Genomic DNA, 24188 nt, shown 5'->3' with positions numbered 1-24188 from the left:
ATGCAAAAGCTGGCTTCCGATGAGCGAACTCAAGACCATCTCCATTCGTGGCGCGCGCGAGCACAATCTCAAGGGCATCGATCTCGATCTGCCGCGCAACAAGCTGATCGTGATGACAGGGCTTTCCGGCTCCGGCAAGTCGTCGCTCGCCTTCGATACGATCTATGCCGAAGGCCAGCGTCGCTACGTTGAGAGCCTGTCTGCCTATGCGCGCCAGTTCCTCGAGATGATGCAGAAGCCGGATGTCGACCAGATCGACGGCCTGTCGCCGGCAATCTCGATCGAGCAGAAGACGACCTCGCGCAACCCGCGCTCGACGGTCGGCACCGTGACCGAGATCTACGACTACATGCGCCTGCTGTTTGCGCGCGTCGGTGTGCCCTATTCGCCGGCGACCGGCCTGCCGATCGAAAGCCAGACAGTCAGCCAGATGGTCGACCGTGTGCTCGCCTTCGGCGAAGGCACGCGTCTTTATATTCTTGCGCCGCTCGTGCGCGGCCGTAAGGGCGAGTACAAGAAGGAACTCGCCGAACTGATGAAGAAGGGCTTTCAGCGCGTTAAGGTCGACGGCACCTTCTACGAGATCGCCGAGGTTCCTGCCCTCGACAAGAAGTACAAGCATGACATCGACGTCGTCGTCGACCGTGTCGTCGTGCGGCCCGATCTCGCCTCGCGGCTTGCTGACAGCTTGGAAACATGCCTGACGCTGGCCGACGGTCTCGCCGTTGCCGAATTCGCCGACAAGCCGCTGCCGCCGGAAGAAACCGCGGCCGGTGGCTCGGCCAACAAGTCGCTCAACGAAACCCATGAGCGCGTGCTGTTTTCGGAAAAGTTCGCCTGCCCGGTCTCCGGCTTTACGATTTCCGAGATCGAGCCGCGCCTGTTCTCATTCAACAATCCCTTCGGTGCCTGCCCGACCTGCGATGGCCTCGGCAGCCAGCAGAAGATCGACGAGGCGCTGATCGTACCAGAGCATAACAGGACGCTGCGTGATGGCGCGATCGCGCCTTGGGCCAAATCGTCGTCGCCCTATTACAACCAGACGCTGGAAGCGCTCGGCAAGGTTTTCGGATTCAAGCTCGGCAATCGCTGGAGCGAACTGTCCGTCGACGCGCAGAAAGCCATCCTGCACGGCACCGAAGAGAAGATCGTCTTTCATTATGAAGACGGCGCTCGCTCCTACAACACCACCAAGAATTTCGAAGGCATCGTGCCCAACCTCGAACGCCGCTGGAAGGAAACCGACAGCGCCTGGGCGCGCGAGGAGATCGAGCGCTATATGTCGGCTGCCCCCTGCCCGGCCTGCGCTGGCTTCCGCCTGAAGCCGGAGGCGCTCGCCGTCAAGATCGACACGCTGCATATCGGCCAGGTCACCGAGATGTCGATCCGCATCGCACGGGACTGGTTCGAGGCATTGCCGGGACATCTCAACACCAAGCAGAACGAGATCGCCGTTCGCATCCTCAAGGAGATCCGCGACCGCCTGCGGTTCCTCAACGATGTCGGTCTCGAATATCTCAGCCTGTCGCGCAACTCCGGCACGCTGTCGGGTGGTGAAAGCCAGCGTATTCGCTTGGCATCGCAGATCGGCTCTGGTCTGACGGGCGTGCTCTACGTGCTCGACGAACCGTCGATCGGCCTGCACCAGCGCGACAACGCCCGCCTGCTCGAGACGCTGCGCCATTTGCGCGACATCGGCAACACGGTCATCGTCGTCGAGCATGACGAGGACGCTATCCTGACGGCCGACTATGTCGTCGACATCGGCCCGGCCGCCGGCATCCATGGCGGCGAGGTCATCGCCCAGGGTTCGCCTGCCGACGTGATGTCCAATCCGAAGTCGCTGACCGGCAAGTATCTCTCCGGTGAACTGTCGGTTGCCGTCCCGAGCGAACGCCGCAAGGCGAAAAAGAAAAAGGAAATCACCGTCGTCGGTGCACGCGCCAACAACCTGAAGAACGTCACGGCGTCCATTCCGCTCGGCATTTTCACCGCGGTTACGGGCGTGTCCGGTGGCGGCAAGTCCACCTTCCTGATCGAGACGCTCTACAAGGCCGCCGCCCGCCGTATCATGGGCGCGCGCGAAAACCCGGCCGAACACGATCGCATCGACGGCTTCGAGCACATCGACAAGGTGATCGACATCGACCAGTCGCCGATTGGCCGCACGCCGCGCTCAAACCCGGCGACCTACACCGGTGCCTTCACCCCGATCCGCGACTGGTTTGCCGGTTTGCCGGAAGCCAAGGCCCGCGGTTACCAGCCCGGTCGCTTCTCGTTCAACGTCAAGGGTGGGCGCTGCGAAGCCTGCCAGGGCGACGGCGTCATCAAGATCGAGATGCACTTCCTGCCGGATGTCTACGTCACCTGCGACGTCTGCCACGGCAAGCGCTACAACCGCGAAACGCTGGACGTGCATTTCAAGGGCAAGTCGATCGCCGATGTGCTCGACATGACCGTCGAGGAAGGCGTGGAGTTCTTTGCTGCCGTTCCCGCAGTGCGCGACAAGCTGGTGACGCTGAACCAGGTGGGGCTTGGCTATATCAAGGTCGGTCAGCAGGCAAACACGCTCTCGGGCGGCGAAGCCCAGCGCGTCAAGCTCGCCAAGGAACTGTCGAAGCGCTCCACCGGACGCACGCTCTATATTCTCGACGAACCGACAACCGGCTTGCATTTCCACGATGTGGCAAAGCTTCTTGAAGTTCTGCATGAACTCGTCAACCAGGGCAATTCGGTCGTGGTCATCGAGCACAATCTCGAGGTGATCAAGACGGCCGATTGGGTCATCGACTTCGGTCCCGAAGGTGGCGACGGCGGCGGCGAAGTCATCGCGAAGGGCACGCCGGAGGATGTCGTCAAGGAGCCGCGTTCCTATACCGGCCAGTTCCTGAAGGAGCTTTTGGAGCGTCGTCCGATGAAAAAGGTTGAGGCGGCCGAGTGAGCGTCTCGGGCAATAGGCGGAGCGACACCGTCGCCGGCTTCGCGATGATGCGGCCGGCGACGCTAGATGACCTGCCCGCCGTGCGGGATATCACCGTTGCCGCCTACGCGCCTTATACCGACCTGCTCGGTGGACTGCCTTTGCCGGTTACCGAAGATTACGTGCCTCGCATCGCCCGCGAAGAGGTCTGGATCCGTGACGATGGCGATGCGGTTTCTGCGATTGCCGTTTTCGAACGGCATGCGGATCATCTTTTGATCTTCAGCATTGCCGTTGCGCCCTCCTTCCAGCGTCAGGGGCTAGGGAGCGAGCTGTTGCGGTTTGTTGATGCACAGGCGGAGGAATGCGGCGTGGCAGACTTGCGGCTCTATACCAATGCGCGGATGGAGCGAAACATCGCGCTTTATCGTGCCTATGGTTTTCAAGAAACGGGTCGCCGCCCGAACCCCTATCGGCCAGGGTGGACGCTGGTGGATATGGCCAAGCCCGCGAGGCAGATGGCGTCCGAACGAAACTAGTTGCGGCTTGAATTCGCCGCCATGAGGAGGATGGGATGACGAAATCCGGAAAGATCCGCGTTGGTATCGGCGGTTGGACCTTCGAGCCTTGGGAGGGCACGTTTTATCCCGACAGCCTGTCGAAGAAGCGCCAGCTCGAATTTGCCGGCAAGGAGTTGCGAGCGATCGAGGTCAACGGCACCTATTATTCATCGCAGAAGCCGGAAACTTTCGCCAGGTGGGCAGCCGAAGTCCCTGATGATTTCATCTTCTCGCTGAAGGCCAGCCGCTTCGTCACCAATCGCAAGGTTCTGGCCGAAGCTGGTGAATCCATGCAGAAATTCCTGACGCAGGGGCTGACAGAATTAGGACCCCATCTCGGGCCGATCCTGTGGCAGTTCGCGCCGACGAAGAAGTTCGAGCCGGAAGATTTCGAAGGCTTCCTCAAACTTTTGCCGGAAAAGCAGGACGGTCTGCCGCTGCGCCACGTCGTCGAAGTGCGCAATCCAACGTTCCAGGCGCCCGAGTTCGTCGACCTGCTGGAAAAATACAAGGTGGCCATCGTTCTGGCAGAACATGCGGACTATCCGATGATCGCCGATGTCACTGCCGATTTCGTCTATCTGCGCCTGCAGAAGGGCAGCGACGATATCAAGACCTGCTATGCCGCCGACAAGCTTGATCTCTGGGCGGATCGCGCGAAAACCTTTGCCGCCGGCGGGGAGCCGGGTGATCTCGCCAAGAACGCGCCCGATCGCAAGGCAAAGAAGGAGCCGCGCGATGTCTTTGCCTTCTTCATCACCGAGGGCAAGGTGAACGCGCCGAATGGCGCGCGTGAGCTGCAAAAGCGCGTTGATTGATGTCAAGTTCAGGCGCGGGGGACCTTCCCGCGCCTCTCCACGCGACCCTAATTGCTCACCCCCAAAACCTGAAAACGAATCAATTTGTAGTGCCCCTCACATCGGCGTTGGTTGTGCAATCGCGGTTGCCCCTGGGGATGCTATTTATGTGCTTTTTTACCCTTCAAAAATTTGATTTTTCGCCTGCCGCTGCGGCAGTGTCACAGGCAACCTGCCGAAGTGCCTGATTTACAAGGCATTGGCCGCTGTCCCCGTTTTCCACAGCCGATCCACACAACATCTAGCGCTCAAACTTCCGTCACAAACCACCCCTTGACGCCTTGGGACGATTCACGGTTAATGGATTTCACGTTGCGACGGCGGCGGACCGGATTGTTTTGAGCCCGGTTCATTTCACGAAATCGTCGGTTCTGACATGCGGCAAACGCGGGTTCCCCGCTTGAGCCGCAGTGAGGAATCCTGTGCGCTTTTTCGGGCCCGCTTGAGCAACTTTTGGCTGGCATAAAGAAGCTGTTGATACTATATTTAGTGTTTGCAGGCAGCCTATCTCACAAGATACAGGGTCACCCAGATCTGGGTTTCCCTTCATGGATGGAAGCTGAGACTGGCTGCGGAATGCCTCCGCGGTCGGGCGGGGACACTTGCGCCTGTGGCGGGCGCTCGCAACACGAAGGACACGGGATAATGCTGATCGAACGTCGTTTCACCAAGGCTGGGCAATCCGCCTATGCGGAGATCGAATTCCGCAAGGCTACGAGTGAAATCAAGAATCCCGACGGCTCGATCGTGTTCCGTCTGGCCGATATCGACGTGCCGGCCCAGTTCAGCCAGGTTGCCGCCGATATCCTTGCCCAGAAGTATTTCCGCAAGGCCGGCGTGCCGGCGAAGCTGAAGCGCGTCGAGGAGAATGATGTCCCCTCCTTCCTCTGGCGCTCGGCTCCCGACACGGATGCGCTGAAGGCGCTGCCGAAGGACGAACAGTACGGTTCCGAAACCGATGCCCGTCAGGTTTTCGATCGCCTGGCCGGTACCTGGGCCTACTGGGGCTGGAAGGGCGGCTATTTCGCCAGCGAAGAAGACGCCTCCGCCTTCCGTGACGAACTTGCTTATATGCTCGCCACCCAGCGCGTTGCGCCGAACTCCCCGCAATGGTTCAACACCGGCCTGCATTGGGCCTATGGCATCGACGGCCCCGGCCAGGGCCACTTCTATGTCGATCCCTTTACCGGCAAGCTGACCAAGTCCAAGTCGGCTTACGAACACCCGCAGCCGCACGCCTGCTTCATCCAGTCGGTTGCCGACGACCTCGTCAACGAGGGCGGCATCATGGACCTGTGGGTGCGTGAAGCGCGCCTGTTCAAGTATGGCTCCGGCACCGGCTCCAACTTCTCGCATCTGCGCAGCGAAGGCGAAAAGCTCTCGGGCGGCGGCAAGTCCTCGGGCCTGATGTCCTTCCTGAAGATCGGCGACCGCGCAGCCGGCGCCATCAAGTCGGGCGGCACCACCCGTCGCGCCGCCAAGATGGTCGTTGTCGATATCGATCACCCGGATATCGAGGAATACATCAACTGGAAGGTCAAGGAAGAGCAGAAGGTTGCAGCGCTCGTCACCGGCTCGAAGGTCGTCGCCAAGCATCTGAAGGCGATCATGAAGGCCTGCGTCAACTGCGACGGCACGGACGACGCCTGCTACGACCCGAAGCAGAACCCGGCGCTCAAGCGCGAGATCCGCGCTGCCAAGCAGTCGCTGGTGCCTGAAAACTACGTCCAGCGCGTCATCCAGTTCGCCAAGCAGGGTTACAAGGACCTTGAGTTCAAGACCTACGACACCGACTGGGATTCGGAAGCCTATCTCACGGTTTCGGGCCAGAACTCGAACAACTCCGTCTCGATCAAGGACGACTTCCTGCGCGCCGTCGAAGCTGATGGCGACTGGCACCTGACCGCCCGCAAGGACGGCCGGGTGATGAAGACGCTGAAGGCACGCGACCTCTGGGAGTCGATTTCCTACGCCGCATGGGCGTCGGCCGATCCGGGCCTGCACTTCAACACGACGATGAACGACTGGCACACCAGCCCCGCCGCCGGTCCGATCCGCGCGTCGAACCCGTGCTCGGAATACATGTTCCTCGACGACACCGCCTGCAACCTCGCCTCGCTGAACCTGATGATGTTCAAGGACGCGGCGACGAAGCGCATCAACATCGCCGATTACGAGCACGCCGTGCGTCTGTGGACCGTCGTTCTCGAAGTTTCGGTGATGATGGCGCAGTTCCCGTCCCGCGAGATTGCCGAACTGTCCTACGAATACCGCACGCTCGGCCTTGGCTATGCCAATATCGGCGGCCTTCTGATGTCGTCGGGCATTCCCTATGACTCGACCGAGGGCCGCGCCATTGCCGGTGCGTTGACGGCGATCATGACCGGCGTTTCCTACGCCACGTCGGCGGAAATGGCGGCCAAGCTCGGTCCGTTCCCGGGCTTCGCGCCGAACCGCGACAACATGCTGCGCGTCATCCGCAACCACCGCCGCGCCGCTTACGGCGAGACGACGGGCTATGAAGGCCTCTCGGTCAACCCGGTCGCGCTGATCCATGGCGAAAACCCCGACCAGGACCTCGTCATTCACGCCATGAGCGCCTGGGACAAGGCGCTGGAACTCGGCGAGAAGCACGGCTACCGCAATGCCCAGGCAACCGTCATCGCGCCGACCGGCACGATCGGTCTTGTCATGGACTGCGACACGACTGGAATCGAGCCCGATTTCGCGCTGGTGAAGTTCAAGAAGCTCGCCGGTGGCGGCTACTTCAAGATCATCAACCGCGCCGTTCCCGAGGCTCTGCGTTCGCTCGGTTACTCCGAGAGCCAGCTTGCCGAGATGGAGGCCTATGCCGTCGGCCATGGCAACCTCAACCAGGCGCCTGCCATCAACCCCTCGACGCTGAAGGCCAAGGGCTTCACCGATGAGAAGGTCGAGGCCGTCAACGCTGCCCTGAAGTCGGCCTTCGATATCAAGTTCGTCTTCAACCAGTGGACGCTCGGTGCGGACTTCCTCAAGGGTGCGCTGAAGGTTACCGACGAGCAGCTCGCCCAGATGGACTTCAACCTCCTGGAGCACATGGGCTTCTCGAAGAAGGACATAGAAGCGGCCAACATCCACGTCTGCGGTGCGATGACGCTCGAAGGTGCGCCGTTCCTCAAGAACGAACACCTGCCTGTCTTCGATTGCGCCAACCCCTGCGGCAAGATCGGCAAGCGTTACCTCTCGGTCGAAAGCCACATCCGCATGATGGCTGCCGCCCAGCCGTTCATCTCGGGCGCCATCTCCAAGACGATCAACATGCCGAACGAGGCGACCGTCGAGGATTGCAAGAACGCCTACATGCTGTCGTGGAAGCTGGCGCTGAAGGCCAATGCGCTCTATCGCGATGGTTCCAAGCTGTCGCAGCCGCTCAATGCCTCGCTGATCGAAGACGAGAATGACGAGGATGCGCTGGAGGATCTGATCCAGGCGCCGGCCGCTGCCCAGGCCGTGACCATCACGGAGAAGATCGTCGAGCGCGTCATCGAGAAGGTGATCCGCGCCCGCGAAAAGCTGCCGAACCGCCGCCAGGGTTACACCCAGAAGGCTGTCGTCGGCGGTCACAAGGTCTACCTGCGCACCGGCGAATTCGGCGATGGCCGCATCGGCGAGATCTTCATCGACATGCACAAGGAAGGCGCTGCCTTCCGGGCGATGATGAACAACTTCGCCATCGCCATCTCGCTCGGCCTACAATATGGCGTGCCGCTCGAAGAATATGTGGAGGCCTTCACCTTCACCAAGTTCGAGCCGGCCGGCATGGTGCAGGGCAACGACGCGATCAAGAACGCGACGTCGATCCTAGACTACGTCTTCCGCGAACTGGCCGTGTCCTACCTCGGCCGTCACGATCTGGCCCATGTCGACACGTCCGACTTCAGCAACACGGCGCTCGGCAAGGGTATCCAGGAAGGCAAGACGAACCTGATCTCCACCGGCTGGACCCGCGGCTACAAGCCGACCATCGTCGGCGGCACGGCTGATCGCACCAGTGAGCCGAAGGGTTCGGCGACAGCAGCCCCTGCCCGCGCCTCCTCCAGTGCAACGGTAACCTCGATTGCCGGCAACACCGTCCGCAAGATCGAACAGACAACGTCGATCGCAACTTCTGAAATCGTTGCCTTCAAGCGCGACTACGAAGAGCGCGCCGCCGAACTTGCCGAAGAGATCGCCGAGGAAACAGTCGAGACGGTAACGGAAGTGACGGCTCTGTTCTCCGACAAGGCGGCCGCAGAAGCGGCATCGGCCAAGTCGGACGCCAAGAAGCTCGAAGCCGAACGCCGCGCCCGCTCGATCATGCAGGGTTACACCGGCAACATGTGCTCCGAGTGCCAGAACTTCACAATGGTGCGCAACGGCACCTGCGAGAAGTGCGACACCTGCGGCGCCACCAGCGGCTGCAGCTGACCAGCTACGACACTGAAGCCACGTGGTGTAAGATGCGTGCAGTGAGACATTGAAGAAACAAAAGGCGCTCCTTAGAGCGCCTTTTGTGTTGGGGCAGGCTCCGGATTTCTGCCTGACCTTGCTTCCCGCATTTGAAACGTTACGGATTTGGTTTCTCTCTGACAGGAGAGGCAGGTGTAATGAGTGCATTCCGTCTATTGCTACTGCTGCCGCTTGTCTTGCCGGCTAGCTGCGCCTACCCGATTTGCAAGCAACTGAAGCCGGCAGCTCGTGTCTCCGTCCACGACACCAGCGAGGTCCCGATTGCGGGCGCGAAGGTGCATCTTTGGACAATTGTTCATCCTCATAATCGCCGCGGACTTGCCGAGGTGACGGAGACGGACGCATCAGGAATCGCACGCTTTCATAAGAAGGTGAATGGCGTGTTGAGGCGCTGGTCGTGCATGGCTACGACGTGTTCTCTTGGCGGTGGTGTGTCGCCAAACCCGGCTACGAGACGCGCCATCTCAGTTACGATGAGTGGCTCAGCACCAAATCGCCGATCGTCCTACGAGAAGGCGTATCGCAACCGTGTAAGGCGCCAGAGCCGTCGGGATGAAACACTTGGCAGCTAGCACAGATTATGTATCTGTTGCGGCTAGAGAGGCACCGCCGACCGTCGCAATTGTGCATCCGCAGTCTTTACCCATTCGCCCCGCTTATCTGGCTCGTTCCAAATGACAGCCCCCATCATCGACATCACCCTCGAAGATCCGAGCAAGGATGATCTGCGTGCGATCGTCACGACGCTTGACGCCTATAACGATGCGCATAGCGGCATGGTCGATCAGCCCGGTTTTGCCGTCTTCATTCGGGATCCCGAAACGAAGGCGGCAATCGGCGGGCTCTATGCGACCGATGGCTATGGCTGGGCTTTCATCCGCTATCTCGCCATACCGGAAAACCTTCGCGGCCAAGGTCTGGGACAGCGACTGATCGCCGAGGCGGAGAAGATCGCGCGGGATCGCGGCTACATCGGCCTATGGCTCGATACGTTCGAATTCCAGGCGCGGCCTTTTTACGAAAAGCTGGGTTTTGTGGTTTTCGGCCAGCTGGAGGGCGCGCCGGGCGCAATAGCGCGTTACTTCCTGAAGAAGCGGTTTGAGAATTAGCCGACAGCCAAAGACAGGTGGCATGCAGCTTCGCTGCGTATGATCAATGCAGGATGGATCAGTTACGGAGAGCGCCGCAGAGTTGTGGCGCGTCGACAAGAGTTCTGCCGTTCTTGGTGCGAGTGTTGCTTCGGTTGATCGGTGCGTGGGAGAGCGCAACCGTGCAACCGAAGCCTTTTTGGTGAAAAGCCCACTTCCATGGGATTTCAGGCTGCCTTCACCGGATTATTTCGGTGTAACGATGCCCTGGTAATAGTCGCCGTCGCCGCTGACATAATTCACACCACCGCCGCCCGTGGTTTGCGCACAGGCCGCCAAGGTGGAGAGAACGAGTAGCAACATCGCAGTTTTCATAGGCATTTGCTCCTTCAGCGTCGTTTGATCTTCGGCCGTGCGCTACGCCGAAGCGACGCATGACGATTTGACCCGCCAATTCTATGATACTCAACCGGGCATCTATCAAGGGCATTGATTGTTTAAAGCTAATTTGTGCTTGCCTGTGATGTGTTCAACGTCTGCGCGCATATTGGGCGCGGCAAATCGTTGGCGCTTTTGCACTCACAAGGGTGAGCGGGGCAAACAGCAGCACGCTTCTTTCAGCTTCTACAGCGCCGCGCGTCTTAGACGCGCAAAGGTCGCTGTAGCACTTTGAATTGCTGCAGGTTTTTATCCTTAAAACGAATAGGATTTAAGGAAACATGCAGTAGAACTCAGCCGCCTGCCCCTGGGAAAAGCCGAGGCGAAGGTTCACGTCGACAGGTGTTTGCCCGGCTGCTCGCGCTCCCGCCAGTAACGCAGCCTGAGGCGTGGAGCCATCAGCCAGGCGATGAAAGGCGTGAGGATGAAACATGTGACGACCACGACTGGCAGAGAATACTTGGCGTTGTCGGCGAGCACCGGGATGGAAAGCACGATCACCGCACCGATGCCGAAGAGCACGGCGTTGATCATCAGTCCAACCATGATGGCAAGTTGCAGGCGCACGGACATGTCGGCCTCCGTTGAAAAACCACCCAATGGGAACGCTGCCTTTTTCGAATGGTTCCGAAATCCCGATTGTAGCAGAAACGGCCTACTCGCGAAATGAGAGCACAAACCGGCCGCGGTTCGTTTTCTCCCTGTCGTTTCCGCACGGGTGCCCTATGCTTGTAGTCAAGCGACCGATCACCCGATTGGATTGGGATATGTGAGCTGTACCGCACAGCCCGATCCACTGCCGATCGCTTCAGTTTGAGGGAGACCCATGCCGAGCAGTCCATACGAAACCCTGGGCGTCAGCCGGGACGCCAAGCAGAAAGATATTCAGAGCGCCTACCGCAAGCTTGCCAAGAAACTACATCCCGATCTCAACCCCGGGGACAAGGGAGCCGAGGATCGCTTCAAGTCAGTTTCGGCCGCTTATGCGCTCTTAAGCGACGAGGAGAAGCGCGGCAAATACGATCGCGGCGAGATCGACGAAACCGGCGCGGAAACGGCGCCTCGGAACTTCTACCGCGATTATGCCGGCGCCAACGACACCGCCGGTCGCTACGAAAGCGCTCACGGCTTTTCGGATTTCGGCGATTCGGACGATATTTTCTCCAACTTCTTTTCTCGTCGTGGTCGGGGCCAACAATCGATGCGCGGGCGCGATGCACATTTCTCGATGGAGATCAGTCTGCTCGAGGCGGTCAATGGTGCCAAGAAGCAGATCAGCCTGCCGGGGGGCGGGCCGGCCCTTGATCTGACGATTCCGCCGGGCACACGCGACGGCCAGACGTTGCGCCTGCGCGGCAAGGGAGAGCCCGGCTCCAACGGCGCGGCTGCCGGTGACGCGCTGATCGACATCCGTGTGCGGCCGCATCCGCTGTTCCAGGTGGATGGTGAGGATGTGCGCTATGAGATCCCGATTTCGCTGAGCGAAGCCGTGCTTGGCGGCAAGATCCGCGTTCCGACCATGGATGGCGCCGTCAACGTCACGATCCCGCCGAACTCCAACACCGGCAAGGTCTTGCGGTTGAAGGGTAAGGGCATGCGCAAGCCGGGCGGTGGCCACGGCGATGCCTATGTGACGCTGAAGATCACGCTTGCGCCGCAGGCCGATCCGGCGCTCGCCGCCTTCGTCGAGGGCTGGGCAGCCGGAAAGGCGGAGGATCCACGCAAGAACCTGGGAGGCAACGCATGAACGACAGCGAGTTTTGCGAACACCTCGAAATCGAGGTCACGGTGCTACGGGTCTGGGTCGAGCAGCGCTGGCTTGTGCCGCGCCAGGCCGACAGAGGTTGGATATTCGAAGACGATGATCTTGCCCGCGCCCGCCTGATCCAGGACCTGACTGGCCCCATGGGCGTCAACGACGACGGCGTCGACGTCGCCATGCAACTGCTCGATCAGATTTACGGCCTACGCGGCCGGTTGAGTGCGTTGATGACGGCAATCCGCAGCCAGGATCCGGATATTCAGAGGCTGATACTGTCTCGTGTGGACGACGAATAATCCACCGCGATCGCCGGCATCGCGACAAGACCGACGGTTTCGGCAACAAGCAAGGTGTCGACGAATTCCGTCAGGTCAGCCATCCGGTCGTCGCTGAAGCTGAACCTGTCCAGGATTTCCGTATCGAACCATGTGTCGGAAGGAACGAAGCGGATGGGCCCAACCCGATGGGCGTAAACCGTGTTACCGTCGACGTCGAGCTGAACCGTCTTCATCTGGCTCAAATCCCAGGCGTCGACCAGGCCGCGAAAAGCGGAGCGCACTGCTTCCGGATTGCTGACCTTCTGGGTCATGGCCCCAAGACGGCCGCTACCGACGATACGGAAGCTGAAGGTTGGATGCAGACAGGCCAGCATGGCCTCAAGGTCGTTGGCATCGCGCGCTGCATAGAGCGAGTGCACGGTTTGCTCGAGCGCGGTGCGATCTGGCATCAAATTGCTCCCTTGTGAAATCTGGGCACGCCTTTTGTATCCGGGGTGAGTGTGCGCGTATTTAAGGCATGTCGCAAGTATATGCGAAGGCTGCAGTACAACCTCAGCCTGGCGTTCGTCTTTGCTGGCCTGTGGTGGCAACGCCTGCCGTCGCCCGGGCGACTGACCCAAGCGTCGAGGCAAAGAGAGCAATCAGGGTGGTCTTCAACCTGTGCGTTCCCCCGTCGGGGATGCCCGAAGTGTCCGGCCTTCATGCCCGAGGGATGGATCGCATGGGCGCATCCCGACATAGACTCTTCGAAAACCGATCCGCACCGCCCTTAGAAGCAATCGTTAGGATTCGACTAAAAGGCGACCGCCAATTTTCACCCAGCTTCAAGCGAAACAGCGCAAAAAGGAAAGGATTAATAGCAAGGAAGGCAGGGGAACAAGGTGGTACAGGTCGTCACGGTATCCGCGACCACAGCGGCTTATGCGGCGGAAGCCGTCAAGCCGAAGGCGCGCGTGTCCGGCGATGGCCCGGCCGATGAGGCGATCACCTTGCTTTCGACCCGCCGTTCCAGCGAGCCGACGATCACCCAGGCATCTATTCCCAAGATGAAGGGCGCCCTGCCCCTGTCGTTGATGCTGATGAGCGCCGATGGCCGCCTGCCGCAGCAGAGCGAGGCGGAAACGCTACGCCGATATCTCGAATACATGCGCGACGACGGGGACATGCCAGAATGGCGCGAAAACGAAAGCCGGCAGGAAGATCCCGCCGGCCAAGAGGATGAGAACGGCGCCGCCTGAGGCAAAGCCCTTCGTCTCATCAGGTCCTTCAGTGGTGCTTGTGCCCGCCGGTTGCCGCAGCGCCGCCGGCCGCCGTTCCCACGGCAAGCGTGGCATCGACCTTGCCAGCCTTCTCGAAGACCAGCGTAACCGGCACGGTTTCACCCTCGGCAAACGGCTTCGACACCTGCATGAACATCAGATGCAGGCCGCCGGACTTGAGCTCGACGGTCTCGCCGGCCGGGATGGCAACGCCGTCATCGAGCTTGCGCATCTTCATCACGTCGTTTTGCATCGCCATTTCGTGGATCTCGACGCGACCCGCGACCGGGCTCTCGACTGCGACCAGGCGATCGTCGGCGCTGCCGCCGTTCTTGATCGTCAGGAAGCCGCCGCCAACCTTGGCGCCCGGCAGCATCGCCTTGGCCGCGCCGCCAAAGATTTCAAGGTCGCCCAGCTTGACCGGGCCGTCCGTGGCCATCTGCCCGCCGTGTCCGGCATGCTCGTCGCCACCGGCGGCAAGCGTCACCGTCACCGTGGGCGCCGGGCTCTTCAGGTCATGGGCGCTCTGCCCCTCGGCTGCTACCTCGTCCCACACCACCTTGCCGTCCGTGCCGCACAGCTGAACCGTCGGGAAGGCAAGCACGGTTTCCTTGTCGAAGCCCGAGATCTTACCTTTGACGACGAAGGTATCGTAGAACTCTTCGGGCAGATTGCCGCCCTTCCAGCGGATCTCGATTGGGCCGGAAGAGACCTTCTCGCCGTGATTGTCATAGGTCTTCTGGTAGTCGCCCTTGATGATCTCCAGCTCCCAACCGGGTTTCGGCTGCGGCTTGGCGAAGACGAAGCCTTCCGGCAGCTTCATCTGCACCTCGGTCGTTGCCTTGCCATCGCAACCGTGCGGAACCTGCAGCACCGCCTTGAAGCTCTTTTCGGATTGCGCGCTGTCGGTTTCGAACGTCGCATGGGCGTGGGCGACGCCAGCGGTTGAAAGCGCCAGGCCGAGGGAAAATATAGTCAGTGCGGTCTTGTTCATGTCGTACACTCCTGACCACGTGCCGGTCAGAGCCCGGTTCTGTCGTGGTCGATGCCGCCATCGCGGCGCATTGAAATTGAATGCGTGGGGAAGCGTTACGACTGGTGGGGAGGTCCGCGCGGCGGCGGCAGAAGGCGCAGATGCCGGACGGTAATTTCGTCTTGCGCGCGGTGCAAATCGGCAAGCCAGTTGCCGGTCTCGGCGCGTTCGCTATGTTGCGGCGGCGTCGGCAGCAGGGCAGCCACCGCAAGCCGGCAGGCCTCGCAGACCGGCGCCATCGATGGCGATTTGCCGTTGTCGTGGTCGATGCCATCCATGCCGAAGCAGATATCGGCGATGGTGCCATCGGGTAGCTGATAGGCTGCGATCTCTGCAGGCGTCAGGCTTTTTGCCATCGCCGGCTTGTGGGCGAAGGACAGGAAAACAAGCGCGAAAGCGGCGACGATGCGCACAGCGATCCGCAAATGTCCCTTACACCTAGTCATTGTCGTCCCCGGTATCGATCCTGAGTTATCCTCAAGCGGAGGAGAATGCAAAGACAGAATTGACGCACCCCCAGTCCGGCGATGGGAAGTGCTGCGACAAAAATGTGTTTGACCGCGACACCGCCCCCTTGCCAAGTTCACAGGTTCGCCGTTATTTGGAGGCGATCTTGTTGGGAGAAACCGGTTCGTTCCGGTGCCGAAGGAGCAACCGCCCCGGAAACTCTCAGGCCAAAGGACCAGCAAGGTGCCGGTAGGACTCTGGAGAGAAGCGTTTTTTTGCGCTCGCCGAAGGGATAACAATCTCAGGCAAAGGGACAGAGGGGGCTCGAATTTGACGGCGTTTGACGCCGGAAGTGTGAGCCGGCGCGCGTGCGCGCCAGACCTGGAGGCCGGAGTTGGAAGAGATTTCCCATTTAAAACATACGCCGCTGCATGCGTTGCATCTGTCGCTGGGTGCCCGCATGGTGCCCTTTGCCGGCTACGACATGCCGGTCCAGTACCCTGACGGCGTGATGAAGGAGCACCTGCATACGCGCACCGCGGCAGGTCTGTTCGACGTTTCTCACATGGGCCAGGTCATCGTTCGGCCAAAGTCCGGCAAGATTGAGGACGCAGCGCTGGCGCTGGAAAAGCTGGTGCCCGTCGATGTGCTCGGCCTTGGTGAAGGCCGGCAGCGCTATGCGATCTTCACCAATGCCGAAGGCGGCATTCTCGACGACCTGATGATCGCCAACCGCGGCGACCACCTCTTCCTGGTGGTCAACGCCGCTTGCAAGGATGCCGATTTCGAGCACCTGAAGAAGGGCCTCGCCGACACCTGTGAAGTCACGATGCTCGACGACCGTGCGTTGATCGCGCTGCAGGGCCCCCACGCAGAAGCAGTTCTTGGCGAATTGTGGGCCGATGTTTCGGCCATGCGCTTCATGGATGTCGCCGAAGCCGACCTGCACGATGTAGCCTGCATCATCTCCCGGTCCGGCTATACCGGCGAAGACGGTTTCGAGATTTCCATTCCCTCGGTATCGGCCGCCGACGTCACGCAGCGGTTGCTCGAACACCCTGATGTCAAGCCGATTGGCCTTGGCGCGCGCGATTCGCTGCGTCTCGAAGCCGGACTTTGTCTCTATGGCAACGATATCGATACTTCGACCACACCGGTCGAGGGCGCGATCGAGTGGGCGATGCAGAAGGCGCGGCGCGCCGGCGGTGCCCGCGAGGGCGGCTTTCCCGGTGCGGACCGGATTCTTGGCCAGTTCGCAGACGGCGCCAAGCGCCGTCGCGTCGGCCTGAAGCCAGAGGGCCGCGCGCCCGTGCGCGGTGGTGCCAATCTTTTTGCCGACACCGAGGGCAAGACGCTCGTCGGCAAGGTGACTTCGGGCGGCTTCGGCCCCACCGTCGATGGCCCGATTGCCATGGGCTATGTCGACGCCACCCATACCGACAACGGCACGACGGTTTATGCGGAGGTGCGCGGCAAATATCTGCCGGTCGTCGTCGCCGCCCTGCCCTTTGTCAAACAAACCTACAAACGCTGATCAGGAGAGAGCGCAAATGTTGAAGTTCACCGACGAACACGAGTGGCTGAAGGTCGAAGCTGGCGTAGCAACGGTCGGCATCACCGAACACGCGGCCGGCCAGCTCGGCGACCTCGTTTTTGTAGAACTGCCGGAAACTGGCTCCACCTTTGCCAAGGGCGACACGGCGGCAACGGTTGAATCCGTCAAGGCGGCATCCGACGTCTATTGTCCACTTGATGGCGAAATCGTCGAAGTCAACCAGGCGATCGTCGACGACCCGTCGCTGGTCAACAGCGATCCGCAGGGCGCTGCCTGGTTCTTCAAGCTGAAACTCGCCGATCCGAACGCAGCCGACGCCCTTCTCGACGAAGCGGCCTACAAGGAGCTCGTCGCCTGATGAGCATGCCCAAGGACTTCACCTTTACCGACTACAAGCCGTATGACTTTGCCAACCGGCGTCATATCGGCCCGTCGCCGGCGGAAATGGATGAGATGCTGAAGGTCGTCGGTTATCCGTCGCTCGACGCGCTCATCGATGACACCGTGCCGCCGTCGATCCGTCAGAAGACGCCTTTGGCCTGGGGCGCGCCGATGACCGAGCGTGAAGCGCTCGACAAGATGCGCGAAACGGCCAACCGCAACCAGAAGCTCGTGTCGCTGATCGGCCAGGGCTATTACGGCACGATCACGCCGCCGGTCATCCAGCGCAACATCCTGGAAAATCCGGCCTGGTACACGGCCTATACGCCCTATCAGCCGGAAATCAGCCAGGGTCGTCTCGAGGCGCTGCTCAACTACCAGACGATGGTCTGCGACCTGACCGGCCTCGACGTTGCCAACGCTTCGCTGCTTGACGAAGCGACGGCTGCCGCCGAAGCCATGGCGATGGCCGAACGTGTGTCGAAGTCCAAGGCGAAGGCCTTCTTCGTCGACGAGAGCTGCCACCCGCAGACGATTGCTCTGTTGAAGACCCGTGCCGAGCCGCTCGGCTGGCAGATCGTCATCGGCAATCCGTTCACCGATCTCGATCCGGTCGACGTCTTCGGCGCCATCTTCCAGTATCCGGGCACCTACGGCCACGTGCATGACTTTACCGGCCTGATCGCCCGCCTGCACCAGGCCGGCGCGATCGCGACGGTCGCGGCCGACCCGCTGGCGCTTGCCCTCTTGAAGTCGCCCGGCGAAATGGGTGCCGATATCGCCATCGGCTGCACCCAGCGCTTTGGCGTTCCGGTCGGCTACGGTGGTCCGCACGCTGCCTACATGGCCGTCAAGGACGCGCACAAGCGCTCGATGCCCGGCCGTCTCGTCGGCGTCTCGGTCGATGCACGCGGCAACCGCGCCTATCGCCTTTCGCTGCAGACCCGCGAACAGCATATCCGCCGCGAAAAGGCGACGTCGAACATCTGCACCGCGCAGGTGCTGCTGGCCGTCATGGCCTCGATGTACGCTGTTTTCCATGGACCGAAGGGCATCAAGGCGATCGCTCAGAGCGTTCACCAGAAGACCGTTCGCCTCGCCATGGGCCTCGAAAAGCTTGGCTACACTGTCGAACCGGACGTGTTTTTCGACACGATCACCGTCGATGTCGGCAAGCTGCAGGGCATCATCCTCAAGACTGCCGTCGCCGAGGAAGTGAACTTGCGTAAGATCGGCGAAACCAAGATCGGCATCAGCCTCGACGAGCGCTCGCGCCCCGTCACGCTCGAAGCCGTCTGGCGCGCCTTTGGTGGTGACTTCAAGGTAGAAGAGTTCGAGCCGGGCTATCGCCTGCCGCAGCCGCTGCTGCGCACCAGCGAATACCTGACGCATCCGATCTTCCACATGAACCGCGCCGAAAGCGAAATGACGCGTTACATCCGCCGTCTTTCGGACCGCGACCTGGCGCTCGACCGGGCGATGATTCCGCTCGGTTCCTGCACGATGAAGCTCAACGCTACGGCGGAAATGCTGCCGATCACCTGGCCCGAATTCGCCGAAATCCATCCTTTCGTTCCGAAGGATCAGGCGGCCGGCTACCAGCACATGATCGAAGACCTGTCGGATAAGCTCTGCGCCGTCACTGGCTATGACGCGATTTCCATGCAGCCGAACTCCGGCGCACAGGGCGAATATGCCGGTCTGTTGACGATCCGCGCATACCACCTGGCACAGGGCAACGACCATCGCGACGTCTGCCTGATCCCGACTTCGGCGCACGGCACGAACCCGGCGTCCGCCCAGATGGCCGGCATGAAGGTCGTCGTCATCAAGGTGAGCGACAACGGCGACATCGATATGGATGATTTCCGTGCAAAAGCCGAGCAGTACGCGGAAAACCTCTCGTGCTGCATGATCACCTATCCCTCGACGCACGGCGTGTTCGAAGAGAACGTCCGTGAGGTCTGCGAGATCGTGCACAAGCACGGCGGCCAGGTCTACATGGACGGTGCAAACATGAACGCCATGGTCGGCCTTGCCCGCCCCGGCGACATCGGCTCCGACGTCAGCCACCTGAACCTGCACAAGACCTTCTGCATCCCGCATGGCGGCGGCGGTCCTGGCATGGGCCCGATCGGCGTCAAGGCGCATCTGGCACCCTACCTGCCGGGTCACCCGGAAACGGATGGCAATGACGGTGCGGTTTCGGCTGCTCCTTTCGGCTCGGCCTCGATCCTGCCGATCTCCTGGAGCTACTGCCTGATGATGGGCGGAGAAGGCCTGACCCAGGCGACGAAGGTGGCGATCCTCAGCGCCAACTACATCGCTGCTCGGCTGAAGGGCGCCTACGAAGTGCTCTACAAGTCGTCCAAGGGTCGTGTCGCGCATGAGTGCATCATCGACACCCGCCCGCTGGTCGAAAGCGCCGGCGTGACCGTCGACGACGTGGCCAAGCGCCTGATCGACTGCGGTTTCCACGCTCCGACCATGAGCTGGCCGGTTGCCGGCACGCTGATGATCGAGCCGACGGAATCGGAGACCAAGGCTGAGATCGACCGCTTCTGCGAGGCAATGCTGGCAATCCGCGAGGAAGCCCGCGCCATCGAGGAAGGCCGGATGGACAAGGTCAACAACCCGCTGAAGAACGCTCCGCACACGGTCGAAGACCTGGTCGGCGATTGGGATCGTCCCTACTCGCGCGAACAGGCCTGCTACCCGCCAGGCGCTTTCCGGGTCGACAAGTACTGGTCGCCGGTCAACCGGGTCGACAACGTCTTCGGTGACCGAAACCTGGTCTGCACCTGCCCGCCGCTGGAAAGCTACGCGGAAGCAGCGGAATAAACCGATGACAAGCGGGGCGCGCCCGATGGTGCGCCCCGATCTTACCCTACTGATCAAGCACGACGCCGCGCGGCGGCAGGGTGTTTTCTATCCAGAAGCGGACGAAGGCCTCGGCGAATTGCCTGTAGCCCGAAAGCGACGACGGCTTGGCCGCATAGGCGTTTGCACCGGCCTTGTAGGACCGGAAAACGTCGCTCGGATTGGTGGACGACGTCAGCACGATGACCGGCACCACCGATGTGCCCTCATTGCTGCGAATGCGCTCCAAGAGTTCCATCCCGTCGACACCGGGCATCTTGATATCCAGAAGCACATAGTCGAAGTGCTCGTGCCCGAGGCGCGCCACGGCCTCGTCGGCGTGGGTGACATGGACGATGTCGAGCGTGTCGTCGGTCTGTGAAAGGGCACGCGTGACGAAACGCGCGTCGTGCACGTTGTCCTCCACCACAAGCAATCGCTTCGGTGACTTGGCCAATCTTGTCGCCTTACTTGGTCTTCCGCATGCGCTTGGGAAGCGTCACCACAAATCGTGCGCCTTCGGTGAAGCTCGTGTCAAGATGGATCGATCCGTTGTGGCTTTCGGCGATCCGCTTGGCAAGCGCAAGGCCGATGCCCGTGCCGCCATAGGTGCTTTCGTCGTGGTGCAAGCGCTGGAACACTTCGAAGATGCGCGTGGCGAATCGCGGGTCGATGCCGATGCCATTGTCCTCGACCGCAAGCTCCACCTGCTGGCCGACGGCGCGGCCGTTGACGCGCACGATAGGCCCGCGATCCGGATGTCGATACTTGATGGCATTGCCAACAAGGTTTTGCACCAGCCGGCGCAACAGTTCCGGATCGCCCTGGACCTTCGGCAGCGGACCGATCTCGAAGGCCACATTCGCCTCGCGCGCGTGACCGCCGAGAACGCCCAGAGTATCGGCGACGATGTCGCCGAGGTCGACATCGGACCATGTGCTGATCTGATAGGCAATCTGCGAATAATCGAGCAGGCTGTCGATCACCCGGTTCATCCGCCTTGCGCTGTCGCGCAGATGGCGGGCGCTGGCCGAAACCTCATCCTGATTGCCGGCGGCCAATTCATCCTCGATCATCTCGGAGAACATCGAAATGTGCCGCAAGGGTGCCTTCAGGTCATGGGAGACCGTTGCCGTGAACTGATCGAGGGCCTCGTTCTTGTGCTCGAGCTCCTGTCGCTGGCGCTCGAGCGTCAGTTCCGCGCGCTTCAGTTCGGTCACATCGACGCGCAGGACGACGGTGTTTCCGTCCTTGGTCTTGATATTTTCAACCCTCAGCCAGCGGTCGCCGGCGTAGCGGTAGATCTTCGCCCTGTTGTCCGGTTGACGAAAGTCCTGCAGCCGATGCGCCACCCAGGCGGGCCAATCCGGGTTACCGGGCAAGGCTTCGGGATAGTGCCCCTCCTTCTGCGCAAGCAGAAGGATCTCTTCGGCGGTCATGCCAGGGTGAAGCAAGGGGCCGGCTGGGCCGCAGATCGTCACATAGGCGCGATTGTAGACCAGCAACCTTTCCTCGGCATCGAAGATTGCGAAACCTTCCGGCATAACGTCGAATGCTGCGTCGAGCATGTCGGACGCCCGCTGTCTCTCAAGCACGGCCGTGGCGAGATCTGAGACGTCGCGGATGATGCCGATCAGGGCCAGTTCCCGTCCGGCGGCATCGATCAGCGGCGTGGTGCGCAGATGGCCCGAGAATGTCGAGCCGTCGCGCCGGATATAGCTGTAGGTCGAGGTGCGCGCGATCGTCTCGTCGACCCTTGCCGCGCGATTGCGCAGCCGCCTCAAGTATTCGTCGTCGTCAGCATAGATAAGGCGCGCCGGTTGGCCGATGAACGCGTCGGCCGCATAGCCGAATTGCGCGAGTGCAGCTGGGTTGGCGGAGCGAATGATGCGCTCAGCGTCGAGGATGATCACCGGATCCGGAAAGGTCTCATAGAGCGCATTGAAGACAAGTTCCTCGTCGAACGCCGTCACGCCCATCTCCCCCAGTTACGCGACCGCATATCAGCAGAAAAAAGGCCCGGCGAAAACCCGGGCCTGCCATCTCTCGAAACACAAGGAGCGTATCAGTTCGCGCGCACCACGGCGTCGCCGCGCTCCGCAAGCGCTGCCAGATCGGCCGGCTTCAGCTCGACCGATTCGCCGCATCCGCAAGCTGACGTCTGGTTGGGGTTGTGGAAGGTGAAGCCGGAGCGAAGCGTCGTCACCTCGAAATCCATCTGGGTGCCGAGCAGGTAAAGCACCGCCTCCGGCGCAACCCAGACCTTGGCACCAGCGTGCTCGATCAGATCGTCCTTTGGATTGGGCTCGGTGACGAGATCCACGGCATACTCCATGCCGGCACAGCCGCCCTTCTTGATGCCGACGCGGATGCCCAGGGCATCGCCACCTGCATTTTCAACGATCGACTTGACGCGCCCGGCGGCTGCATCGGTCAAGCTCATCACGGCAAAGCCCATCGGCCTTTTCTCCTTGTCGTCACCGGGGTAAAGGCCCGGCGCCTTCCAGAATCAAATGTAGTGTCCGCAGCTTAACGGATCAATATGGCGCCTTGCGGTCAGTACCAACCGATGGCCACCTGTGCCTCTTCCGACATGCGGTCAGGCGTCCACGGCGGATCGAAGGTCATAGAGACCTCGACTCCCGACACGCCTTCGACGGCGCCCACCGCATTTTCGACCCAGCCGGGCATCTCGCCGGCGACGGGGCAGCCCGGCGCGGTCAACGTCATGTCGATCTTGACCATGCGGTCATCTTCGATGTCGATCTTGTAGATCAGGCCGAGCTCGAAGATGTCGGCGGGGATTTCCGGGTCGTAGACGGTCTTCAGCGCGCTGATGATATCGTCGCTCAGACGTGCCAGTTCTTCGGACGGGATTTCCGAATGCACGATGCCCTCGCGCACGTCGATCTTGTCTTCCGTTGCATCCAGGCTCATGTCGGCCTCCTAGACTTTCTCTTTCAGTTCAGATGCTTGAGTTGAAACTCTGAACCATTTTCCAAACCCGATCAGGCGAAGAACTTGCGCGCGTACTCAAGCGCGTCAGCCAATGCGTCCACTTCAGCCCGCGTATTGTAGAGGCCGAAGGATGCGCGGCATGTGGAGGTGACGCCGAAGCGTTTCAAGAGCGGCTGCGCACAATGGGTGCCCGCGCGAACTGCGACGCCGGCGCGGTCGATCACCGTCGAGATGTCATGGGCGTGAACGCCTGCGATCTCGAAGGAAAAGATGCTGCCCTTATCAGGCGCATTGCCGAACACTTTCAGCGAGTTGATCCTCGACAGGCGCTCGCGCGCATAGGCGGTCAGGTCGGCTTCGTGCCTGGTGATCGCCGCCCGGCCGATCTTTTCCATGTAGTCGAGCGCGTAGCCAAGCCCGATCGCCTGGACGATCGGCGGCGTTCCGGCTTCGAAACGATGCGGCGGATCGTTGTAGGTGACGCGGTCTTCGGTCACTTCCTCGATCATTTCACCGCCACCCATGAACGGGCGCATTTCCTTCAGGTGGTCCATCTTGCCGTAAAGCACGCCGATCCCCGAGGGACCGTAGAGCTTGTGGCCGGTCATCACGTACCAGTCGCAGTCGATGTCCTGCACGTCGACAGGCATGTGGACTGCGCCCTGGCTGCCGTCGACCAGCACCGGAATGCCGCGCTCGCGGGCAATCCGGCAGATCTCCTTGACCGGTACAACGGTGCCCAGAGCATTCGACATGTGGGTAATGGCGATGAGCTTGGTGCGCTCCGTCAGGCACTTGACGAAATCTTCGATGTGGAACACGCCATCGTCGTCGATCGGCGCCCAGACCAGCTTGGCGCCCTGGCGTTCGCGGATGAAATGCCAAGGCACGATGTTAGAGTGGTGCTCCATGATCGACAGCACGATCTCGTCGCCCTCGCTAAGCTTCGGCATACCGTAGCCATAGGCGACTGTATTGATCGCCTCGGTGGAGGATTTTGTGAAGATGATGTTGTCGGCCGATGGCGCGTTCAGGAAGCGGCGCACTTTCTCGCGCGACGCTTCATAGGCCTCGGTGGCGGCATTCGAGAGGAAATGCAGGCCCCGATGCACGTTGGCGTATTCGTTGGCGTAGGCATGGCTCACCGCGTCGATGACTGACTGCGGCTTCTGCGCCGATGCGCCGTTGTCGAGATAGACAAGCGGTTTGCCATAGACGGTCCGGGACAGGATCGGAAAATCCTTGCGGATCGCTTCGACGTCATAGGCTGGCACCGGCACAGTGTGTTCCATGTCTTTCAAT

21 protein-coding genes and 1 riboswitch are annotated in these 24188 nt (G+C 61.0%); of the genes, 11 read left to right on the top strand and 10 right to left on the bottom strand.

Features of this window, described 5'->3' with window-relative positions; genetic code table 11:
- Positions 1-19 precede the first annotated feature (19 nt).
- From uvrA to IB264_RS11140, 5 genes are all read left to right on the top strand, one after another.
- Positions 20-2941, top strand: a complete 2922-nt coding sequence (gene uvrA / locus IB264_RS11160; protein ID WP_025427100.1) for an excinuclease ABC subunit UvrA — start codon at positions 20-22, stop codon at positions 2939-2941.
- Between the two features lie 44 nt (positions 2942-2985).
- Positions 2986-3459 (top strand): GNAT family N-acetyltransferase, encoded by a 474-nt coding sequence (locus IB264_RS11155; protein WP_025427101.1) that lies wholly within the window; start codon positions 2986-2988, stop codon positions 3457-3459.
- 35 nt (positions 3460-3494) lie between these two features.
- Positions 3495-4298, top strand: a complete 804-nt coding sequence (locus IB264_RS11150; protein WP_025427102.1) for a DUF72 domain-containing protein — start codon at positions 3495-3497, stop codon at positions 4296-4298.
- 684 nt (positions 4299-4982) lie between these two features.
- Positions 4983-8786 (top strand): vitamin B12-dependent ribonucleotide reductase, encoded by a 3804-nt coding sequence (locus tag IB264_RS11145; protein WP_025427103.1) that lies wholly within the window; start codon positions 4983-4985, stop codon positions 8784-8786.
- 716 nt (positions 8787-9502) lie between these two features.
- A complete protein-coding gene (locus tag IB264_RS11140; RefSeq protein WP_025427104.1) occupies positions 9503-9937 on the top strand; it encodes an N-acetyltransferase in 435 nt (144 codons plus the stop codon).
- A 225-nt stretch (positions 9938-10162) separates the two neighbouring features.
- On the opposite strand, the gene IB264_RS35130 is transcribed toward IB264_RS11140, so the two are convergent.
- Together IB264_RS35130 and IB264_RS11135 are read right to left on the bottom strand one after the other, a co-directional pair.
- On the bottom strand, positions 10163-10291 hold the full coding sequence (locus tag IB264_RS35130; protein WP_255569869.1) for a hypothetical protein: 129 nt from the start codon (positions 10289-10291) through the stop codon (positions 10163-10165).
- 393 nt (positions 10292-10684) lie between these two features.
- Positions 10685-10927: a hypothetical protein gene (locus IB264_RS11135; protein WP_025427105.1), complete on the bottom strand. Its 243-nt coding sequence runs from the start codon at positions 10925-10927 to the stop codon at positions 10685-10687.
- A gap of 253 nt (positions 10928-11180) precedes the next feature.
- Between IB264_RS11135 and IB264_RS11130 the strand changes: the two genes are divergently transcribed.
- Both IB264_RS11130 and IB264_RS11125 read left to right on the top strand, forming a co-directional pair.
- Complete coding sequence (locus IB264_RS11130; RefSeq protein ID WP_025427106.1) at positions 11181-12101, top strand: DnaJ C-terminal domain-containing protein; 921 nt, start codon at positions 11181-11183, stop codon at positions 12099-12101.
- Positions 12098-12412, top strand: coding sequence for a chaperone modulator CbpM (locus tag IB264_RS11125; protein ID WP_038576109.1), 315 nt, complete (start codon positions 12098-12100; stop codon positions 12410-12412). Before IB264_RS11130 ends, IB264_RS11125 begins: the two co-directional genes overlap by 4 nt.
- Here the strand turns inward: IB264_RS11125 and IB264_RS11120 are convergent.
- Complete coding sequence (locus IB264_RS11120; protein WP_025427107.1) at positions 12376-12843, bottom strand: nuclear transport factor 2 family protein; 468 nt, start codon at positions 12841-12843, stop codon at positions 12376-12378. The two genes, IB264_RS11125 and IB264_RS11120, sit on opposite strands and share 37 nt — an antisense overlap.
- A 432-nt stretch (positions 12844-13275) precedes the next feature.
- Between IB264_RS11120 and IB264_RS11115 the strand changes: the two genes are divergently transcribed.
- Positions 13276-13632 (top strand): hypothetical protein, encoded by a 357-nt coding sequence (locus tag IB264_RS11115; RefSeq protein WP_025427108.1) that lies wholly within the window; start codon positions 13276-13278, stop codon positions 13630-13632.
- Between the two features lie 28 nt (positions 13633-13660).
- Here IB264_RS11115 and IB264_RS11110 read toward each other — a convergent pair whose 3' ends face one another.
- Positions 13661-14647: a copper chaperone PCu(A)C gene (locus tag IB264_RS11110; protein WP_025427109.1), complete on the bottom strand. Its 987-nt coding sequence runs from the start codon at positions 14645-14647 to the stop codon at positions 13661-13663.
- A gap of 95 nt (positions 14648-14742) precedes the next feature.
- On the bottom strand, positions 14743-15132 hold the full coding sequence (locus IB264_RS11105) for a hypothetical protein (protein ID WP_025427110.1): 390 nt from the start codon (positions 15130-15132) through the stop codon (positions 14743-14745).
- Between the two features lie 161 nt (positions 15133-15293).
- A riboswitch (glycine riboswitch) is annotated at positions 15294-15381 on the top strand.
- 146 nt (positions 15382-15527) lie between these two features.
- On the opposite strand from IB264_RS11105, the gene gcvT reads away from it, so the two are divergent.
- Genes gcvT through gcvP form a run of 3 tightly spaced genes read left to right on the top strand, consistent with a single transcriptional unit; the run spans position 15528 to position 19910 of the window.
- The gene (gcvT, locus tag IB264_RS11100; protein WP_025427111.1) at positions 15528-16667 is read left to right on the top strand and encodes a glycine cleavage system aminomethyltransferase GcvT; all 1140 of its coding nucleotides are present in this window, start codon (positions 15528-15530) and stop codon (positions 16665-16667) included.
- A 16-nt stretch (positions 16668-16683) separates the two neighbouring features.
- On the top strand, positions 16684-17046 hold the full coding sequence (gcvH, locus tag IB264_RS11095) for a glycine cleavage system protein GcvH (protein WP_025427112.1): 363 nt from the start codon (positions 16684-16686) through the stop codon (positions 17044-17046).
- Positions 17046-19910: an aminomethyl-transferring glycine dehydrogenase gene (gcvP, locus tag IB264_RS11090; RefSeq protein ID WP_025427113.1), complete on the top strand. Its 2865-nt coding sequence runs from the start codon at positions 17046-17048 to the stop codon at positions 19908-19910. The genes gcvH and gcvP overlap by 1 nt, the downstream gene beginning before the upstream one ends.
- A gap of 46 nt (positions 19911-19956) precedes the next feature.
- Here gcvP and IB264_RS11085 read toward each other — a convergent pair whose 3' ends face one another.
- The 5 genes from IB264_RS11085 to IB264_RS11065 all read right to left on the bottom strand — a co-directional run bounded on the left by IB264_RS11085 (position 19957) and on the right by IB264_RS11065 (position 24178).
- Positions 19957-20385 carry a response regulator gene (locus IB264_RS11085; RefSeq protein WP_025427114.1) on the bottom strand — a complete coding sequence of 143 codons (429 nt, stop codon included), beginning with the start codon at positions 20383-20385 and terminating at the stop codon, positions 19957-19959.
- A gap of 10 nt (positions 20386-20395) precedes the next feature.
- Positions 20396-21901: an ATP-binding protein gene (locus IB264_RS11080; RefSeq protein ID WP_158407847.1), complete on the bottom strand. Its 1506-nt coding sequence runs from the start codon at positions 21899-21901 to the stop codon at positions 20396-20398.
- A 92-nt stretch (positions 21902-21993) separates the two neighbouring features.
- Positions 21994-22386 (bottom strand): Fe-S cluster assembly scaffold SufA, encoded by a 393-nt coding sequence (sufA, locus tag IB264_RS11075; RefSeq protein ID WP_025427116.1) that lies wholly within the window; start codon positions 22384-22386, stop codon positions 21994-21996.
- A gap of 98 nt (positions 22387-22484) precedes the next feature.
- Positions 22485-22865 (bottom strand): SUF system Fe-S cluster assembly protein, encoded by a 381-nt coding sequence (locus IB264_RS11070; protein WP_025427117.1) that lies wholly within the window; start codon positions 22863-22865, stop codon positions 22485-22487.
- Between the two features lie 71 nt (positions 22866-22936).
- Positions 22937-24178, bottom strand: a complete 1242-nt coding sequence (locus tag IB264_RS11065) for a cysteine desulfurase (RefSeq protein ID WP_025427118.1) — start codon at positions 24176-24178, stop codon at positions 22937-22939.
- Positions 24179-24188: the final 10 nt, after the last annotated feature.

Origin of the sequence: Ensifer sp. ENS11, assembly GCF_014851895.1 — a bacterium.
GTDB classification, from domain to species: domain Bacteria; phylum Pseudomonadota; class Alphaproteobacteria; order Rhizobiales; family Rhizobiaceae; genus Ensifer; species Ensifer canadensis.
The sequence above is the reverse complement of the archived record's forward strand: the minus strand, read 5'-3'. Positions and strand labels throughout refer to the sequence as shown.

Excerpts from the sequence above, each read along its gene's own strand:
- sufA (WP_025427116.1), bottom strand. The coding sequence starts at position 22,386 with ATGGGCTTTGCCGTGATGAGCTTGACCGATGCAGCCGCCGGGCGCGTC.
- IB264_RS11070 (WP_025427117.1), bottom strand. The coding sequence starts at position 22,865 with ATGAGCCTGGATGCAACGGAAGACAAGATCGACGTGCGCGAGGGCATC.
- IB264_RS11105 (WP_025427110.1), bottom strand. The coding sequence starts at position 15,132 with ATGACTAGGTGTAAGGGACATTTGCGGATCGCTGTGCGCATCGTCGCC.
- IB264_RS11110 (WP_025427109.1), bottom strand. The coding sequence starts at position 14,647 with ATGAACAAGACCGCACTGACTATATTTTCCCTCGGCCTGGCGCTTTCA.
- IB264_RS11135 (WP_025427105.1), bottom strand. The coding sequence starts at position 10,927 with ATGTCCGTGCGCCTGCAACTTGCCATCATGGTTGGACTGATGATCAAC.
- IB264_RS11065 (WP_025427118.1), bottom strand. The coding sequence starts at position 24,178 with ATGGAACACACTGTGCCGGTGCCAGCCTATGACGTCGAAGCGATCCGC.
- IB264_RS35130 (WP_255569869.1), bottom strand. The coding sequence starts at position 10,291 with ATGAAAACTGCGATGTTGCTACTCGTTCTCTCCACCTTGGCGGCCTGT.
- IB264_RS11145 (WP_025427103.1), top strand. The coding sequence starts at position 4,983 with ATGCTGATCGAACGTCGTTTCACCAAGGCTGGGCAATCCGCCTATGCG.
- IB264_RS11130 (WP_025427106.1), top strand. The coding sequence starts at position 11,181 with ATGCCGAGCAGTCCATACGAAACCCTGGGCGTCAGCCGGGACGCCAAG.
- IB264_RS11125 (WP_038576109.1), top strand. The coding sequence starts at position 12,098 with ATGAACGACAGCGAGTTTTGCGAACACCTCGAAATCGAGGTCACGGTG.
- gcvP (WP_025427113.1), top strand. The coding sequence starts at position 17,046 with ATGAGCATGCCCAAGGACTTCACCTTTACCGACTACAAGCCGTATGAC.
- IB264_RS11150 (WP_025427102.1), top strand. The coding sequence starts at position 3,495 with ATGACGAAATCCGGAAAGATCCGCGTTGGTATCGGCGGTTGGACCTTC.
- IB264_RS11120 (WP_025427107.1), bottom strand. The coding sequence starts at position 12,843 with ATGCCAGATCGCACCGCGCTCGAGCAAACCGTGCACTCGCTCTATGCA.
- gcvH (WP_025427112.1), top strand. The coding sequence starts at position 16,684 with ATGTTGAAGTTCACCGACGAACACGAGTGGCTGAAGGTCGAAGCTGGC.
- IB264_RS11140 (WP_025427104.1), top strand. The coding sequence starts at position 9,503 with ATGACAGCCCCCATCATCGACATCACCCTCGAAGATCCGAGCAAGGAT.
- IB264_RS11155 (WP_025427101.1), top strand. The coding sequence starts at position 2,986 with ATGATGCGGCCGGCGACGCTAGATGACCTGCCCGCCGTGCGGGATATC.
- uvrA (WP_025427100.1), top strand. The coding sequence starts at position 20 with ATGAGCGAACTCAAGACCATCTCCATTCGTGGCGCGCGCGAGCACAAT.